Raw genomic sequence first — 14,996 nt, 5'->3', positions numbered from 1 at the left:
TAACGGTTGGGTTGCCGGTTTTGGAAAGCTGTCAGGTCAGGAAGTAGATCCAGAGCGGAAGCGTTACGGCCGAGAGCAGCGTTGATTGCGCAATCAACGTGGCGGGAAGCCGCCGTTCCGCACCGTAGACCGATGCGAGCACATGTGCTGCCGAGGCTGTCGGCAGGGCCGAAAACACCACCAGCACATTGGCTTGCGCCTGCGGCAACCCGGCAAGGGTGACGCCGGCCCAGGTCAGGGCGGGTAGGATCACCAGTTTGATCGCGGTAATGCCGCCGGTAAAGCGGTTGAGCTTGACGAGTGCGCCCCAGTCCATGGTGGCGCCAACGGCCATCAGCGCGATGGGAATGGCGGCGCCTGCGAGATAGTCGACGCCCTGTTGAACCACTCCGGGCAGTGACAGACCGGATGCCCCCACCAGCATGCCCGATACCGAGGCTATGAAAAACGGATTGCGCACAATCCGGCCGAGAACTCCCAATGGCCCCAGTCCGCTGCCGCGCGACAGCGCTGAAATGGCAAAGACATTGGCCAGCGGCACGGCAAAGCCAACGGCCACCGACATCAGTGTCGCGGCATCACCTACGGCGCTGACGGCCACAAAGGCGATGGCCGTGTTGAACCGCCAGGCGGTCTGCCATGCGCCTGCGAAATCAAGGAATTTCTCAGGCCCGAAAGGTCTGAGCAGCCAGCCGAGACACAAGCCCAGAGCGAGGATGATCCAGACGCCGGCTCCGATCACTGCGGCGTCATCAAGCGAGATCGGACGCGATGCGGCTGCAGAGAAGATCAGGCATGGAAACAACAGCTCGAAATTGAGGCGGTCGATACCACGCCAGGCATCCACGCTGAGCCGCTCGCGAAACACCCGGCCGAGGGTGATGACGCCCATGGTGGGAATGAGAACCGAGAGAATGGGGATCATGATCGGGGCCGTATGAATCGAGGCTTGCTTTTGCCCGGCACAGTTCCAGTCGGGGGATCGGTCGGGATCGGCAAGCCAGCCTCTAGTCTCGTTGGTGTCGAGGAGCCCCCTCTTGTCGCAGATCGGCAGTCTTTGGCAAGGCCTGGCGAAGAGCCGGTCATTTTGAAATGGAAGCAGTCTGATGGAGTGAATTCTTGCGCCAGCTTGGAAAACACCGCAAGCTCGATCCCGGGCCGCAATCCGCAAGACGGGCGTCCTTTGCGCATCTTTGCGCGGCAATGAAACCGCGAACTTTCTAATTCGGCACGGTAATGTCCAGTTTGACGCCCGCATACCAGTCTGCGGCGGCGCGGATTTCAGCATCGCTCATCTCTGCCGCAATGGCGCTCATCACCTCGTGGGTGCGCTTGCCGAGGCGGAAGGCCTTGAGCTGGGTGTCGATGTAGATATTGGTCTCACCAGTCAGGTTTGGCGCGTCCTCGATTACGGCAATGCCATCGGCACCATGGCAGGCGATGCAAGCCTGGGGCGCGCCGGAGGGATCCGCAGTCAAGGTTGCGGTGGCAATGGGGTAGGCGAACCACGCCGCAACATCGTCGATCTGTTCATCGGTCAGCATCTTTGCCACGATCGTCATCATTTCATGCGTTCGCGTTCCGTCGCGAAACGCGGTCAGCTGATTGCGAAGATAGGATGCCGGCTCGCCGCCGATATGCGGTGCGATCGGAATTCTCGCATAGCCGTCGAGACCGTGGCAGGTTCTGCACTGGCCGGCGATTGCCTTGCCGGCGACGGGGTCGCCAACAGGAAATTCGCCAGCCAAAGCAGTCCCGGCGAGCAAGAGCCCGCCGAGAATGGCTGTCACTGCAAACCTCATTCCGAAGTTGCAGGATTGTAGGCGATGCGCCAGATTGCCCCGGCGAAGTCGTCGGAGATCAGCATCGAGCCATCGGGCAGGAATTCGATGTCCATCGGCCGGCCACGGTACTCGCCGGTATCCTCGTTGAGCCAGCCATCCGCAAAGATTTCGGCACCGGCAGCGTTGCCCTCTTCATCAAGCGCTGTGAACATGACCCGCGCACCAACAGGTGTGGTCCGGTTCCACGAGCCATGCTGTGCCCAGAAGATGCCGCCCTGGTATTTTTCCGGGAAGCTTTGGTCATGGTAGAACCGCATTCCAAGGTCCGCCGCATGCGCGGTCAGTTCGAGCTGCGGCTCGACAAAGGTCACGCCCTCCGGCCTTGGAACACTCTTGTAATCGGGGATCTCGACCCGGCTATTGGTCCAGGGAAAGCCAAAGTGCTGGCCGGCCTCGGTCTGGCGATTCAATTCACCCGGGGGGATATCGTCGCCCATACCGTCCACCTGGTTGTCGGTCCACCAAAGCTCCCCCGTCTCCGGATTGAAGTCCTGGCCGACCGAATTCCGCACGCCGCGGGTGTACACCTCGCGCCCTGACCCGTCGGTGTTCATCCGGATGATCCCGCCGATTCCGGTCTCGTCATACATCTCAAGCTTCTCAACCGGCTGCACGTTGTGCGGCTGACCGAGCGAGATGTAGAGCTTGCCGTCCGGGCCGATGTCACACACCCGTGCGGTGTGGTTGAAGCTTTCCTCCTCGACCGGGATCAGCTTGCCCTGATCGACAACCACGCCAACAGCCGGATCCGGGCCTTCGAAGAAAAACTCGGCTGCCGGGAAAACAAGAACGCGGTTGCGCTCGGCGATGTAGAGAAAGCCGTCGGGCGAGAAACATGGCCCGTTTGGGATGTCGAAGGTTATTGAGGGTGCGAAGTCCTTGACCTCATCGGCCACCCGGTCACGGTCACGATCGACGATGGACCACATCTTGTCTTTCCGCGTTCCTGCAAAGAGGACGGTCCCCTGCGGTGCCATCGCCATCGACCGTGCGTCCGGGACCACGGCATAGAGACTGACTTCAAAACCATCGGGCACATTGATGTGCTCAATAATCGCCTTGAGCGCCTCTGCCCGATCTCCCTCCTGATCAACAAACGTAAATGTTGCGTCCGTCTTTTGCATGTTGGTGAGTTTTTCCATGTTGTCCTGAGCCAGAGCTGGCCCTGCCAACATGGTTCCGAGCAGAAGTCCTGCAAAAACCTTGCGATGCGTCATATCTTCCTCCCGTTATTCTGGTGAAGCGGCCTGCCGTCTTTACGTCGATCTCGCCACCAAAGAGCGATCATCGCTTTATGTTGGTGAAACTGTCAATGATTTTGACTTATTTTCAGGCATCGTGATTATATTTTGATCAAACACTGTTGGCTGCCAAACCGTGCGTTGATCAGCATGTCCGCCATGCCCGCGAGGCGTTGTCTTGACACAAACTCCGGAAGCTCTCGAACGGGCTCAGAGAAACAGTCTGCCGACTCCAGGCACTTGATGGAGCCTGATCCCGGACTTGATGCAATTTAAAAAATGAGGGCCTTCTGGGGTGTGGCGCCTTAGCCGCGCCCACCAAGTCTCAAACCCGGCACCGGGCGTTCTTCCAGGATCTGGGCGCGGAAGCGATAGAGCGCTGCAGGCCGCCCGCCGGTTGCCGAGCTTGTTGCTCCGGTGGGTTCCACCAGCTCCGCGCCTTCGACGAGGCGGCGGAAATTCTGCTTGTGCAGGTGCCGGCCGGAGATCGCCTGCACTGTTGTCTGCAACTCGGTGAGGGTGAATTCGGGCGGCATCAGCTCGAAGATCACCGGGCGGTATTTGATCTTGGCGCGCAGCCGCTGCACGGCGGTGGCGGCAATGCGGCGGTGGTCGAAGCGCATGGCCTGGCCGAGCTGGGCTGACAACCCGGTGGACGCCACCCGCTGGTCATTGACCGATTCCACCAGCAGACCGGCCTCATAGAGAAGTTCGTAGCGATCCAGCACACGTTCTTCGTCCCAGGGGAACTCCTTGAGCCCAAACGCCAATCTTATGCGTGCCTTCCGGCTGGGACTGTGCTGGGCCTTCAGGGGTTCGCCGGCCCAGGCCTCAAGCCGGGGCAGAATTGCCGCATCGAGCATTGCCGGGCGGCCGTTGCGCCAGTCCTCCCATGGAAACAGCTCGTACCAGCCGCGCCAGCGCGCGCCGGTTGCCGCCAGCGCCTCCGGGTTTCCTGCATCGGCACGGGTGAGCGCCAGATAACCGACCGAGACGAGATGCGGGCCGCTTTCTTCCCTGGCGGCATCATCACGGCGGTGCCGGCCGCGGTCACCAAAGGTGTAGAGCTGCTCGACATAGCCAAGTTTGAGCGCGGTCTGCTGTTCCACGCTGTCGCGCAAGCTGGCCTCGAAGGTGCGGTGGCGTGCGGGGTCAAACGGGCCGAAGGGCAGGCCGTCAGCCCGCCGCTGCCCGGGAACTGCGGGCACGGCGAGGATGCTTGGTGTGTGATCGGTCACCGCCACGATGGCTGCGTTCAATCCGATGCGCAGCGGCGGAATATCGTCGGGTTCGGTGTCAGACTTGGCGGTGGGCTCCATGGCCACCTCACTGTGTCCGCTTGGCGGCTGGGCGGTCCGGCGTAGCGGGTGGAACATCGTCATCAGGGCGTAGCCCCAGGCAGAAACGGCTGCCCTGAAATGCCTCGGCTCCGCGACCGATCTTCTGGACGGCATGTGTCAGCTTTCCGCCGCGGCCCAGCATGGTGTCACCGATTTCGATCAGCCGCTGGTTGGGGGTGGCATAGGGGGAGGCGTCACGCAGGCGGCGTGCAAGCGCCCCATCATCCTGATCGGGCGCCAGTGCGAGCGCTGCAATCAATGCACTGGCGGGTGAGCGCGAGATTCCCATCCAGCAATGGATCACCAATGGCGCGTTCCGGTCCCACTCCCGGGCGAAGGCGATGATGCGCTCCACATGATCTTCTCCCGGTGCCACAAGGCCTTGTCTGGCCTGTGAGATGTCGTTGACGCCGAGATTGAGATGGCGGTCGGGATCAATCACGCCGGGCCGGTGGAACTGCTGGTTTTCCGCCAGGAGGCTGATCATTTCGCGCGCGCCGTGAAGCACGGCACTTTCCGCGATCTGATTGAGAGGGCAGACGACCAGATAAGGCATCGCTCAGGGTTTTCCCTTCTGGCGCAGGGCTTCGATGGCCTCGAAGCGATCGAGAAACTGCCGCTCGATCTGGGCGGCAGGGCAGGGGCTGACATCGAGCATGTCACGGCTGATGCCGCGTGGAGGGCCGAAGAAAGCACGCGCTTCGGTGTCCGAAAAACCTGCCAGTTCGGTGGCTTCGAAATAGGCGGAGATGCGGTCGGCGCGCTTGATCAGGGCCTTGGTGGCCTTTGGCAATGTTGCAGGCAGGCCAAAGCGGATGTGGATGGCGGCTTCCAGTTTTGCCTCCACCGTCTTGTAGCCGCCGCCGACAACCGATTTGAACGGTGAGATCATGTCGCCGATCACGTATTCGGGCGCATCATGCAACAGCGCCAATTGCCGGATTTCGGGCGAAGCTGCCCCCAGATGCCCGATGATGGTTTCAACCATCAAGGAGTGTTGTGCGACGGAAAAGGCATGATCGCCCCGGGTCTGGCCGTTCCAGCGCGCCACCCGCGCCAGGCCCTGGGCAATGTCGGAAATCTCCACATCGAGCGGTGAGGGATCGAGCAGGTCCAGCCGCCGCCCCGAAAGCATGCGTTGCCAGGCGCGTGGCGGCTTTTCAGAAACAGGCATGATCAGGCGTCCGCAGCGGTTTGGGTGTCCGGATTGATACTCAGGCCCGTCCAGTCCGGCAGCGTGAGCGTTACGGCAATACCATCCGCGGTCAACTGATGCTCCGCCGCCATCGCATCGGCAACGCGGTCGATCCGCACAATCGCCAATGCACGGTCGCCGCTTACCGTGCCAAGTTCGCCGACCGGTTTTGTGCCTGCCTGAATGCTGGTGCCGGATGGGGGAAGCGTTGCCTCTCCGCTCACCGTGACCACACGCCGGCGCGCGGTGCCGCGATGGTGCATCCGCGAAACCACTTCCTGGCCGACATAGCAGCCCTTGCGAAAGTCTACGCCGTGGTTCTTGTCCATCAGGATGTCATGGGGGAAAGCATCGGAGAGCGCGTAATCGCTCCCCGATTCGGCCACGCCATAGGCAATGCGGAGACTATCCCAGTCCGCTTGTCCGGCGCCGAGGTTGGCGTTGCTGCCATAAAGGCGCCAGACGCCTGCAGTTTCAGGGAAACGATTGTCAATCAGGGCCGCGTCTGGCCGCGGTTGGTCCCAGCCAGCAATCACCGGTGTGTCTGCCTGCCTGTCAAAACTCACGTTGGCACGCAGCTTGTAGAGCGTCAGGCGCTTCATGAAACCGTCGGTCAATTTGCCGTCGATATCGAGATGGAAACCGCCTTCAGGAGCGCGCGAGATCAGAAAGTCGAACAGGATCTTGCCTTGGGGGGTCAGGAGCGCGGCCGCCTGGACACACCCGGACTTAAGTGTTTCGACATTTGCCGTGATCAGGTTTTGCAGGAAATGCTCTGCCTCGGCGCCATCGACATGCACTGTTGTTCGGTCAGTCAGAATGAGGGCTGGCACTGGGCGGCACTCCGGGTTGATGGCACATCACATCGTCAGCCCGTTAGGTAAGCGGTTGCAACGGCGTGGACAAGGGCCTCAGCATCACAGTTCCGGTTGGAGAACAGAAGAAGCCTGTCAAAGCTGCGTTGGTGACATGCCTTAAGTCCTGCCCCTAGTCACCCGCCATGAAAAAGCTCCAGGCACCGTCCGGCGTGATGCCGATACGGAAAAAATTGTAGGCACCATAGGCCTTCATATCCTCGATATCGCCGGCTGTCACAATCCGCAGCAACTCGACCCGCTGCGGCGGTGCCAGGCTTTCGAGCGGCACGGCTGCGAAATAGGGCCACACGAAGGCTTCTTCGGGTCCGTCCGCGTCAAGCCGGACGAAACCTGCGTCGAGCAGGTCGATCATGATGGCCAGGATTTCGAGGCCCTCACCATCTCCGGAAATCGCACGGATGTAGGTGACCGGGTCGCCGTCGATCTCGCCAAAGGAAAGACGGGTCGCCGTCGGGCCTGTGCCAAGCAAAGCCCGCAAACGTTCCGGGTCACCACTCGTCGCAGCCTCGATAATCAGCGTTCGCATGCGTTGCACCGGCTCGGGGAGCAGTGAGAGGTCACGCATCAATTCAATGGAAACGGCCTGTTTGTTCTGCTCGTTCGCATCCGAGGCCTGGTCCTTCGCTGGCAGCGGTGTCCGGATAACCGGGTCGGGCAAAGGCAGGCCGCCGTCTGGCCCGCTCAAGGGTCCTTCAAGCGGTGGAAGGTCGTTTGCGTCCAAGGGGTCAGTGCCCGGTGTTTCCGGGGATGGTGCTTCGGCGGGTTTGAGTTCGCTCAGCGCAAGCGCGTGTTCAGGCGCAGCTCCGATGAAGACCGGTGCGGCAAACAGGAGACCGGCAAGGACTCTGCCGAAGGCGGAATGGCGTCTGCTTTGATCGCCCACCTGTCTCCCCGTTCGATGGTCTATTGCAACACGCGTTCGGGCGAAAATTCACCGGCCAGAATGCGTTCGCGCAGCGAATCGATCAGCGCTTCGGCCTGATCTTCGCCCATTGCCCTGACGGTTTCACGAATTGCGGTGATCATTGCAGCATCCGCGATGATTTCCGGCTCGATGCCATCGGCTGTGCTTTCAGCCCAGGCGTCATGTTGTAACTCTAGTGCCACTTGAAGCTTCTCCTGAATGATCAGCTCGTCAAGTTCTTCGGGAGTGTGATGCGTGGTATGTGTCATGCGGATCAACTCTTACTTACCATGTCGTTAACACCCTAGCATGGCTTGATCGATTTCGGCACGGGTGCGAGACGATATCGGTTAACAAACCCTCAATTTCCGTAGCGTGCAACAATTTCCGACACAAGTGTTGCACCTTCGCGACGGTATCGGGCCTCTGCAACCCGTGCAGCATCCGTACAGGAGGCGTAAACTGAGGCAAAAGCGCGAAAGCCACGATTGTAACCGGCGGTGAGAGATTCGCGCCGTTGGGGCTCTCCAGCCGTCTCGCTGTCAATCAGTGCCTGCATGGAGTCACGCCACGAGGTTTCGGATTCGCCATTGCAGAGATCCCGCAAATACTGAACCGAACCAAGGATTTCTGCCAGACGCAGCAGCCGGTCCTGATAGGGTGGCGGCTCGGTGTAGGTCGCCACCGGCGCGTTGTCTTCCGTTGTCTGGGCGTGTGCTGTCGCACCGCCACCGATCAGCGGCACAGATAGAACAAGACCGAGTATCACAAAAAGACTGCGCAACATCCGCGCTCAATACACCAAGAGCGTGGCGGATGAAATCCCGCCAATGCTCCAAGCCTTCAATCCAGAATCGGCGTTCCGGGCAAAAAGGCCTCTGCCACGAAGGCGAAGGTCAGCTCATGGGCCAGATCCTCGCCGTTCCGGGTGACGGTTATGCTGCCGATTTCGCGCCCCTGGGCAATGGAACTGTCATCGAGTGCCGAGCGGACGCCCGGCACCCAGGTGATGATGGTGCCATTTTCAAGCTCGATCTCGCCATCGCGGCGCACCCGGTCCAGGGAGACAGCCACCGGTGCAGGGTCTTCGCGCACCACAACGACGTAGGAAAGGGGCAGGATGCCTTCGGGCATCGGACCGCGATAAAGAAACGGGACACCGGAGGTGTCGTAACCTGCATAGGGGTTGCGGCCATAGTCACGAAAGCCGGGATTGTTGGGTGTGAGAACCTCGCCGTCGGGATGGCGCGTGCGGAACGTCTCCCATGCTTCGAGCCGCGAGGGGATCACTTCCAGCTCCACTCCGGTTCGCGCGCCGGTAATTGCCTCGCCGGTGAATTGCTGCCACCAGCTGTCGGTCTCGCGATCATACATCACCAGATCCGAATTGCGCAGTTTGCCGGTGGTTCCAAAGGTCGTTTCCGAGCCTTCGACCGTGCGGTCAAACACGATTGCCGCATTGCAAAGAGGGCAATAGGTCACCGCGATGGCCCGTCCGGCCAGCGTGTCGTTGACGATCTCGTGCCAGATCATCACCCGCAGCGGGTAGGCGCGGGCCTCGCCATCGATGACCACCGACATGACCGGTTCCTTGTCGTCAAGACCGGCGGCCTGGGCGACCGGCAGAAAGGCTGGATCGTCAATGGATGGAATACCGTCACGCGGAGGTCCGCCCGACATGATGGTGGAAAAATCGATGATCGATTGAGAGAAATCGGTCTTCCAGCCTTCCGCACGCCAGCGGTCGGGATCGGCGGCTGCGACCGTTGCAGAAACAGCAAGCCAAAGTCCGGCGAAGAGCGTGAGCGCAATCGCGCTGAAGCATTTGTTCTGCCCGGATTTCGCGGGCGATTGGTAATTGAAGCCTCTCATTGGGGCATGATGGCTGCGTTGCAGCGCGACCTCCAATCAAGCCCGCTCACAATTGGTTTATCGGCCAGCTTCGCAAACGATGCCGGGTTTGCCGGCGGGACGGTGTTCAGGCTTTCAGGTCTTCCGCAAGACGACGGATCTGCGAAGCACCAATTCCGCAACAGCCGCCGACCAGTGTGGCACCAGCGGCCACCCAGGACCGCGCGAATCCGATGTAGCCTTCGCCTTCAAGTTCCGCGCGCATGCCGCTCAGGCCCTCATTGGCTTTTTCGCTGGCGGTTTCCTGCTCGAAGGCATTGGCGTAGACGCCGATCTCGATGCCGACGCCCTTTTGCTCAAAGACTGCGGCGGCCTGGGCAATTGCCGCTTCCATGATTTCGGGCCTTGAGCAATTGAACAGAAGGGCCTCGATTCCGGATTGCGCAGCCCATGCCACTGCATCAGCGACGGTCTCACCCGATCGCAGTACCGGTGCCTGGCTCAACGCAGCCACATCGTCTTTGAGGGTGAAGGCAACCCAGAGCGGCTTGCCGGTGTCGGCGACCGCAGTTTTCACGGCCTCGGCTTCGGCAATCAGGCTCAAGGTCTCGCCAAGCCAGACATCAACATTCGGCGCAAGGTTGCCGACCAGAACCGAGAGATATTCCGGTGCCCGAGCGGCATCGAAGTTCTCCGGCTCGTAGGAGCCGAACAAGGGGGGCAGCGAACCGCAGACCATGATGTTGCGGACTTTGCTTGCATCGGCCGCTTCGCGTGCCAGCCGCCCGGAGAGTTCGATCAGCGCTGCGCCATCAGATGCAAACCGCTCTTCGCCAATATGGAATGGCACCAGCGCGTAGCTGTTGGTGGTGATGGCGTCGGCGCCGGCATCAATGAATTCCACGTGCACCTGGCGCACGATTTCCGGGCTTTCGATCAGAGCCAGTGCCGACCATTCCGGTTGCACCAGCCGGGCGCCCAGTCGTGTGAGTTCACGGCTCATGCCGCCATCAAGGATACGGACAGTGTGTGGCATGCGGTTTGTCCCTGCCTGGGGCGGCACGATGCCGCCTTGCGATTGCCTTGCGCCGCAGCGTTTCCACCGCCGGGCTGATCTGCTTGTGAGGACAAAATGCTCAAAAGGTCAACAGGTTTTCAGTGTCCGATGCGCAATCGGGACCCTTCACTCCAACCGGAATGTGGGGTGAGGCGGTGGTATGCAAAAAGTGCCTACTTGCGGTTCGGACGGCGATCCATAAGTGAAACGGGCCATACCAAAACCCTCATTGTTCGCAGGCTGGCGCAAACCTCCCAAGCCGCTCCTTGCTTCGCGATCACTTCCCACTGAAAGGCCTGCAAAAATGTTGCTCGAAAAGCTCAACTGGCGCTACGCGACCAAGAAAATGAATCCGGACAAGAAGGTTTCCGAAGACAAGCTCAACGCCATTCTGGAAGCCGCGCGGCTTGCGCCGACATCCAGCGGCTTGCAGCCGTTCGAGATCATTGTGGTGAATGATCCGGACACCCGCGCGAAAATCCGCGAAGCGGCCTGGGATCAGGCGCAGGTGACAGAGGGCTCGCATCTCCTGGTGTTCGCCGCCTGGGACAATTACACCGCTGACCGTATCAACGCCATGTTCGATCTGGTCAACGAGGAGCGAGGCGGTACCAACGAGGGCTGGGAAGCCTACCGTCAGAAGCTGCTCGCTGGCTACGTGCCGCGTGATGCCGAGGAGAATTATCAGCATGCAGCCCGCCAGGCCTATATCGGGCTGGGCATCGCACTGACAGCGGCCGCTTTCGAGGAAGTGGATGCAACCCCGATGGAAGGCTTCGATCCGGCCAAGGTGGACGAGATCCTCGGCCTCAAGGAACGCGGATTGCGCTCGGTCACGCTGATGCCGATCGGCCAACGGGACAGCGAAGGTGACTGGCTGGTCAATCTCAAGAAGGTCCGCCGCGCCAAAGAAGACTTCGTCAGCGTCGTCTAGAATCCCTGATCGCCGCGCTCTTGAGACGGGGCGCGGCGTTTTTCGATCAACGGGCTTAGGGCCCGGCCCGGTCAGCCCACTGCGAGCATATCCATACAGTCCAGCATGCTCTGCGGCACCGGCAGGGCCTTGACTTCGCCGGGTGTAAACCAGCCAATTGCCTTGGCATCATCAAGCGCAAGGGCCTCGCCGCCGGGATCGTCGGCCAGGAAGACGGTCAGCATGAAACCGGATCTGCCGGGATCATCGGATGTGAGGTCGAAACTGGCGAAGGGGCGCGGATTGGAGGCCCTGAGCCCCGTTTCCTCCTCGAGTTCACGCAGGGCGGCGTCGGCAAGCGCCTCGTCAGGCTCCACCCGGCCTCCCGGGAAAGCATACATGTGCTGCGCCGGCGGGTTGGCGCGCAGAACCAGCAGATATCTGCCATCGCGCTCCAGAGCCACCGACACGGCAAGCGCTGGCCCTGATTGTCCCCGTTCTTCCCGTGCGCTCATTGCTTGACCCAATCTCCGTCCTCAGTCATGGGTTGGCAATGTGTGGACGTTTTTCACTCACCGCAACCCCCCAGGAGGTGCAGGAACTTTTCGGGCTCGAGGAGATCGAGGATTTCCCGCCGCGTTACAATATTGCGCCGACGCAGCCGATCCTGATTGTCGCGGGGGATCTTCGCCGCGAGGAGGGTGACAACCGCACGGACCGTCGTGCGCTCCTGGCGCGCTGGGGCTTCCTGCCGGGCTGGGTCAAGGATCCGGCGGATTTTCCGCTGCTGATCAACGCACGCTCTGAAACGGCGGCCGAGAAGGCCTCGTTCCGCGCCGCCATGCGGCACCGCCGTGTGTTGATCGCAGCTTCCGGGTTTTACGAGTGGCAGCGCCCGCCCAAGGGATCGAAACAAAAATCGACACCCTACTGGATCAAGCCCCGGCAGGGCGGCATCGTTGCCTTTGCCGGATTGATGGAAACCTATATGAGCGCCGATGGCGCCGAAGTGGACACCGCGGCGGTGCTCACCGTGGGGCCGAACCGCGAGGTGGCGCCGATCCATGACCGGATGCCGGTGGTGATTGCGCCTGAGAATTTCCCGCGCTGGCTCGATTGTCTCAACCAGGAGCCGCGGCATGTGGCGGATCTGATGGTTCCCGCGTCGGATGATTATTTCGAGGCAATCCGGGTCTCCGATCTGGTCAACAAGGTTGCCAACAGCGGCCCGGAGGTGCAGGAGCCTGCAGGTGACGACGCAGCTGTGGAGGTCGAGCCAGCCAGGCCCGCAAAACGCGCTGCAAAAACCAAGGCGCCTGAGACCCCACCCGATCAATTGAAGTTGTTCTAGACACCATGACATCCCTGTTTGCTCCTGCCATTGCCGGACTGCTGCTCGGCGGATCACTGATCATCGCCATCGGCGCGCAGAACGCCTTCATCCTGCGCCAAGGGTTGATCCGCCAGCATGTGTTCATCCTGTGCCTCATTTGCGCGGTCTCGGATGCCATGCTGATCGGGCTTGGCGTGGCGGGGCTCGGGGCGGTGATTTCGGGCTCCGATCTGCTGATCGCGATTGTGACGCTGGGCGGTGCGCTGTTTCTCGCCTGCTATGCGGTGCTGGCGCTCAGGCGCGCGCTTGCGCCTACGGCACTCACGGCCGCCAAGTCTGGCGCCGGATCGCTCAAGGCTGCGGTGTTGACCTGCCTTGCCTTCACCTTCCTCAACCCGCATGTCTATCTCGACACGGTGCTCTTGGTGGGCGGGCTGAGCGGGCGCTATCAGGGGGAGGCGAGGCTGGCGTTTGCAATCGGCGCGATGTCTGCTTCGTTCCTGTGGTTTTTCGGGCTGGGCTACGGCGCGCGGGTGCTTGAGCCGTTGTTTGCCAAACCATCTGCCTGGCGGGTGCTCGACGGGTTGATCGCGCTGGTGATGGCGGCGCTTTCCGCGTCACTGCTTTACCGCTTCCTGACCAGTTGATCTGCCGGCATCGTGTCTCTTGACCAGCACCGCGCAATCGGGGATAAGACGGCCATGAAAACGGCACACGGCGCGCGCGCCATTTGCATTTGCGGCATTATTATTCGCTAGCGTTTCGCTGGCTCGGCCGTTTTCGTCTTTTCACATACAGGACAAACGACCCGGGGCCAGGGGCCGGCATCGGGGAGTTGACATGAGCGAGCTCAAATTCTGGAACACGCTGACGCGGGTCAAGGAAGAGTTTCAGCCAATCGACAAGGACAATGTCCGCATGTATGTCTGCGGACCGACGGTCTATGACTTTGCCCATATCGGCAATGCGCGGCCGGTGATCGTCTTTGACGTGCTGTTCCGGCTTCTGCGCCATGTCTATGGCGCGGATCACGTCACCTATGTGCGCAACATCACCGACGTCGACGACAAGATCAACGCCAGGGCGCTCAGGGACTATCCCGATCTGCCGCTCAACGAGGCGATCGCGAAAGTCACCGAGAAGACCGCCAATCGCTTCCACAAGGATGCGGCGGCGCTCGGCTGCCTTGAACCGACGCATGAGCCACGCGCCACTGCCCATATCGATGGCATGGTCAAAATGATCCAGACGCTGATCGACAAGGGCAACGCCTATGTGACATCGGGGCGCGAGGGCCGCGAAGTGCTGTTCGCTGTCTCGTCGATGCCGGACTATGGCAAGCTGTCGAACCGCAAGCCCGAGGACCAGCAGGCCGGCGCCCGCATCGCGGTCGAGGACCACAAGCGCAATCCGGCGGATTTCGTGCTGTGGAAGGAATCCGCGAGCGACGAGCCCGGCTGGGACGGGGTTTTTGCAGACGGCGGCCAGACCATCAGCATTCATGGCCGCCCGGGCTGGCACATCGAATGCTCGGTGATGAGCGAGCATCATCTGGGCGCCACCTTCGACATTCATGGCGGCGGGCTGGACCTGATCTTCCCGCACCACGAAAACGAGATCGCCCAGTCCTGCTGCGCCCACGGCAATGACCGGATGGCCAACCTGTGGATGCACAACGGCTTCCTGCAGGTCGAAGGCAAGAAGATGTCCAAGTCCGACGGCAACTTCGTCACCATTGCGGAATTGTTGGAGACGGACAAATTCGGTGGCCGCAAGTGGCCGGGCGAAGTGCTGCGGCTGGCGATGCTGATGACGCATTACCGGGAGCCGATCGATTTTAGCGTCAAGCGGCTGGAGGAGGCGAACATCAGTTTGAGCAACTGGTTGGGACCTCATGCCCGTCGCGGTGTTCCTGAGGACGGATCAGTTTCAAAGGAGGTTGTCCGAGCGCTCTCGGATGATCTCGATTTTTCGGCCGCAAAATTGGTAATTGATTTCATGTTGGCTGAATCACGAAAAGTTACGGATTTAGACCAAGAATCCATCGGAAAAACGAAACTTAGGAATGATCTTGCTGCAACACTTGTTTGGCTTGGCCTTGCCAAACAAGACGAGGATTTCGCAGTTGCTCGCGCAAACAAGCAGGGACTAAGAGCCGTTGTCGAGGCTGCCTTGGTCGGTTTGAAAGCGTCAGACGTTGATTCTCGCGTGAATGAACGCCTCGCCTTCATCGCCGCCAAGAACTGGGCCGAGGCCGACCGGATCCGTGATGAACTGCTTGCTCAGGGCATTCAGCTCAAGGATGGCAAGGACCCCGAGACCGGTGAGCGGGTGACGACATGGGAAGTGAAGCGGTGAAGCTTTGTTTGGGAAAAGACCCCTCCCCAACCCCTCCCCACAAGGGGGAGGGGCTCGGCTCCGTGCAGCTGGCGCCTGCCGA

The 14,996-nt window shown here is 60.9% G+C and carries 17 protein-coding genes; 4 read left to right on the top strand and 13 right to left on the bottom strand.

Annotation, left to right across the window (positions count from 1 at the left end):
• Positions 1-31 precede the first annotated feature (31 nt).
• The 12 genes from HPDFL43_RS14575 to HPDFL43_RS14520 all read right to left on the bottom strand — a co-directional run bounded on the left by HPDFL43_RS14575 (position 32) and on the right by HPDFL43_RS14520 (position 10,289).
• Positions 32-925, bottom strand: a complete 894-nt coding sequence (locus tag HPDFL43_RS14575; RefSeq protein ID WP_007198138.1) for an AEC family transporter — start codon at positions 923-925, stop codon at positions 32-34.
• A gap of 295 nt (positions 926-1,220) precedes the next feature.
• Complete coding sequence (locus HPDFL43_RS14570) at positions 1,221-1,790, bottom strand: c-type cytochrome (RefSeq protein WP_245271053.1); 570 nt, start codon at positions 1,788-1,790, stop codon at positions 1,221-1,223.
• Positions 1,791-1,798: 8 nt separating this feature from the next.
• A complete protein-coding gene (locus HPDFL43_RS14565; protein ID WP_007198136.1) occupies positions 1,799-3,061 on the bottom strand; it encodes a PQQ-dependent sugar dehydrogenase in 1,263 nt (420 codons plus the stop codon).
• A gap of 329 nt (positions 3,062-3,390) precedes the next feature.
• Positions 3,391-4,404: an NUDIX hydrolase gene (locus HPDFL43_RS14560; protein WP_040450283.1), complete on the bottom strand. Its 1,014-nt coding sequence runs from the start codon at positions 4,402-4,404 to the stop codon at positions 3,391-3,393.
• 7 nt (positions 4,405-4,411) lie between these two features.
• The gene (locus HPDFL43_RS14555; protein ID WP_007198134.1) at positions 4,412-4,981 is read right to left on the bottom strand and encodes a tyrosine phosphatase family protein; all 570 of its coding nucleotides are present in this window, start codon (positions 4,979-4,981) and stop codon (positions 4,412-4,414) included.
• Between the two features lie 3 nt (positions 4,982-4,984).
• Complete coding sequence (locus HPDFL43_RS14550) at positions 4,985-5,599, bottom strand: YfbR-like 5'-deoxynucleotidase (protein WP_040449257.1); 615 nt, start codon at positions 5,597-5,599, stop codon at positions 4,985-4,987.
• 2 nt (positions 5,600-5,601) lie between these two features.
• Positions 5,602-6,453, bottom strand: a complete 852-nt coding sequence (ygfZ, locus tag HPDFL43_RS14545) for a CAF17-like 4Fe-4S cluster assembly/insertion protein YgfZ (RefSeq protein ID WP_040449256.1) — start codon at positions 6,451-6,453, stop codon at positions 5,602-5,604.
• Positions 6,454-6,607: 154 nt separating this feature from the next.
• Positions 6,608-7,381: a hypothetical protein gene (locus HPDFL43_RS14540; RefSeq protein WP_007198131.1), complete on the bottom strand. Its 774-nt coding sequence runs from the start codon at positions 7,379-7,381 to the stop codon at positions 6,608-6,610.
• Positions 7,382-7,401: 20 nt separating this feature from the next.
• Positions 7,402-7,671, bottom strand: coding sequence for a hypothetical protein (locus tag HPDFL43_RS14535; RefSeq protein ID WP_007198130.1), 270 nt, complete (start codon positions 7,669-7,671; stop codon positions 7,402-7,404).
• 92 nt (positions 7,672-7,763) lie between these two features.
• Positions 7,764-8,189: a TIGR02301 family protein gene (locus HPDFL43_RS14530; protein WP_007198129.1), complete on the bottom strand. Its 426-nt coding sequence runs from the start codon at positions 8,187-8,189 to the stop codon at positions 7,764-7,766.
• 56 nt (positions 8,190-8,245) lie between these two features.
• Complete coding sequence (locus HPDFL43_RS14525; protein WP_007198128.1) at positions 8,246-9,274, bottom strand: DUF3179 domain-containing protein; 1,029 nt, start codon at positions 9,272-9,274, stop codon at positions 8,246-8,248.
• Between the two features lie 106 nt (positions 9,275-9,380).
• Positions 9,381-10,289, bottom strand: coding sequence for a homocysteine S-methyltransferase family protein (locus tag HPDFL43_RS14520; protein ID WP_007198127.1), 909 nt, complete (start codon positions 10,287-10,289; stop codon positions 9,381-9,383).
• A 325-nt stretch (positions 10,290-10,614) separates the two neighbouring features.
• On the opposite strand from HPDFL43_RS14520, the gene HPDFL43_RS14515 reads away from it, so the two are divergent.
• Positions 10,615-11,244: an NAD(P)H-dependent oxidoreductase gene (locus tag HPDFL43_RS14515; RefSeq protein ID WP_007198126.1), complete on the top strand. Its 630-nt coding sequence runs from the start codon at positions 10,615-10,617 to the stop codon at positions 11,242-11,244.
• Positions 11,245-11,315: 71 nt separating this feature from the next.
• Here the strand turns inward: HPDFL43_RS14515 and HPDFL43_RS14510 are convergent, their stop codons facing one another.
• Entirely contained in the window at positions 11,316-11,738 is a 423-nt protein-coding gene (locus HPDFL43_RS14510) for an NUDIX hydrolase (protein ID WP_007198125.1), read from the bottom strand.
• A 38-nt stretch (positions 11,739-11,776) separates the two neighbouring features.
• Between HPDFL43_RS14510 and HPDFL43_RS14505 the strand changes: the two genes are divergently transcribed.
• From HPDFL43_RS14505 to cysS, 3 genes are all read left to right on the top strand, one after another.
• Positions 11,777-12,574: an SOS response-associated peptidase gene (locus HPDFL43_RS14505; RefSeq protein WP_052093210.1), complete on the top strand. Its 798-nt coding sequence runs from the start codon at positions 11,777-11,779 to the stop codon at positions 12,572-12,574.
• Positions 12,575-12,588: 14 nt separating this feature from the next.
• Complete coding sequence (locus tag HPDFL43_RS14500) at positions 12,589-13,203, top strand: LysE/ArgO family amino acid transporter (RefSeq protein WP_210165668.1); 615 nt, start codon at positions 12,589-12,591, stop codon at positions 13,201-13,203.
• A 193-nt stretch (positions 13,204-13,396) separates the two neighbouring features.
• Complete coding sequence (gene cysS, locus HPDFL43_RS14495; protein WP_007198122.1) at positions 13,397-14,914, top strand: cysteine--tRNA ligase; 1,518 nt, start codon at positions 13,397-13,399, stop codon at positions 14,912-14,914.
• Positions 14,915-14,996 lie beyond the last annotated feature (82 nt).

Origin of the sequence: Hoeflea phototrophica DFL-43, assembly GCF_000154705.2 — a bacterium.
Classification (GTDB): Bacteria; Pseudomonadota; Alphaproteobacteria; order Rhizobiales; family Rhizobiaceae; genus Hoeflea; species Hoeflea phototrophica.
This window is presented reverse-complemented; position numbering and strand designations above follow the sequence as displayed.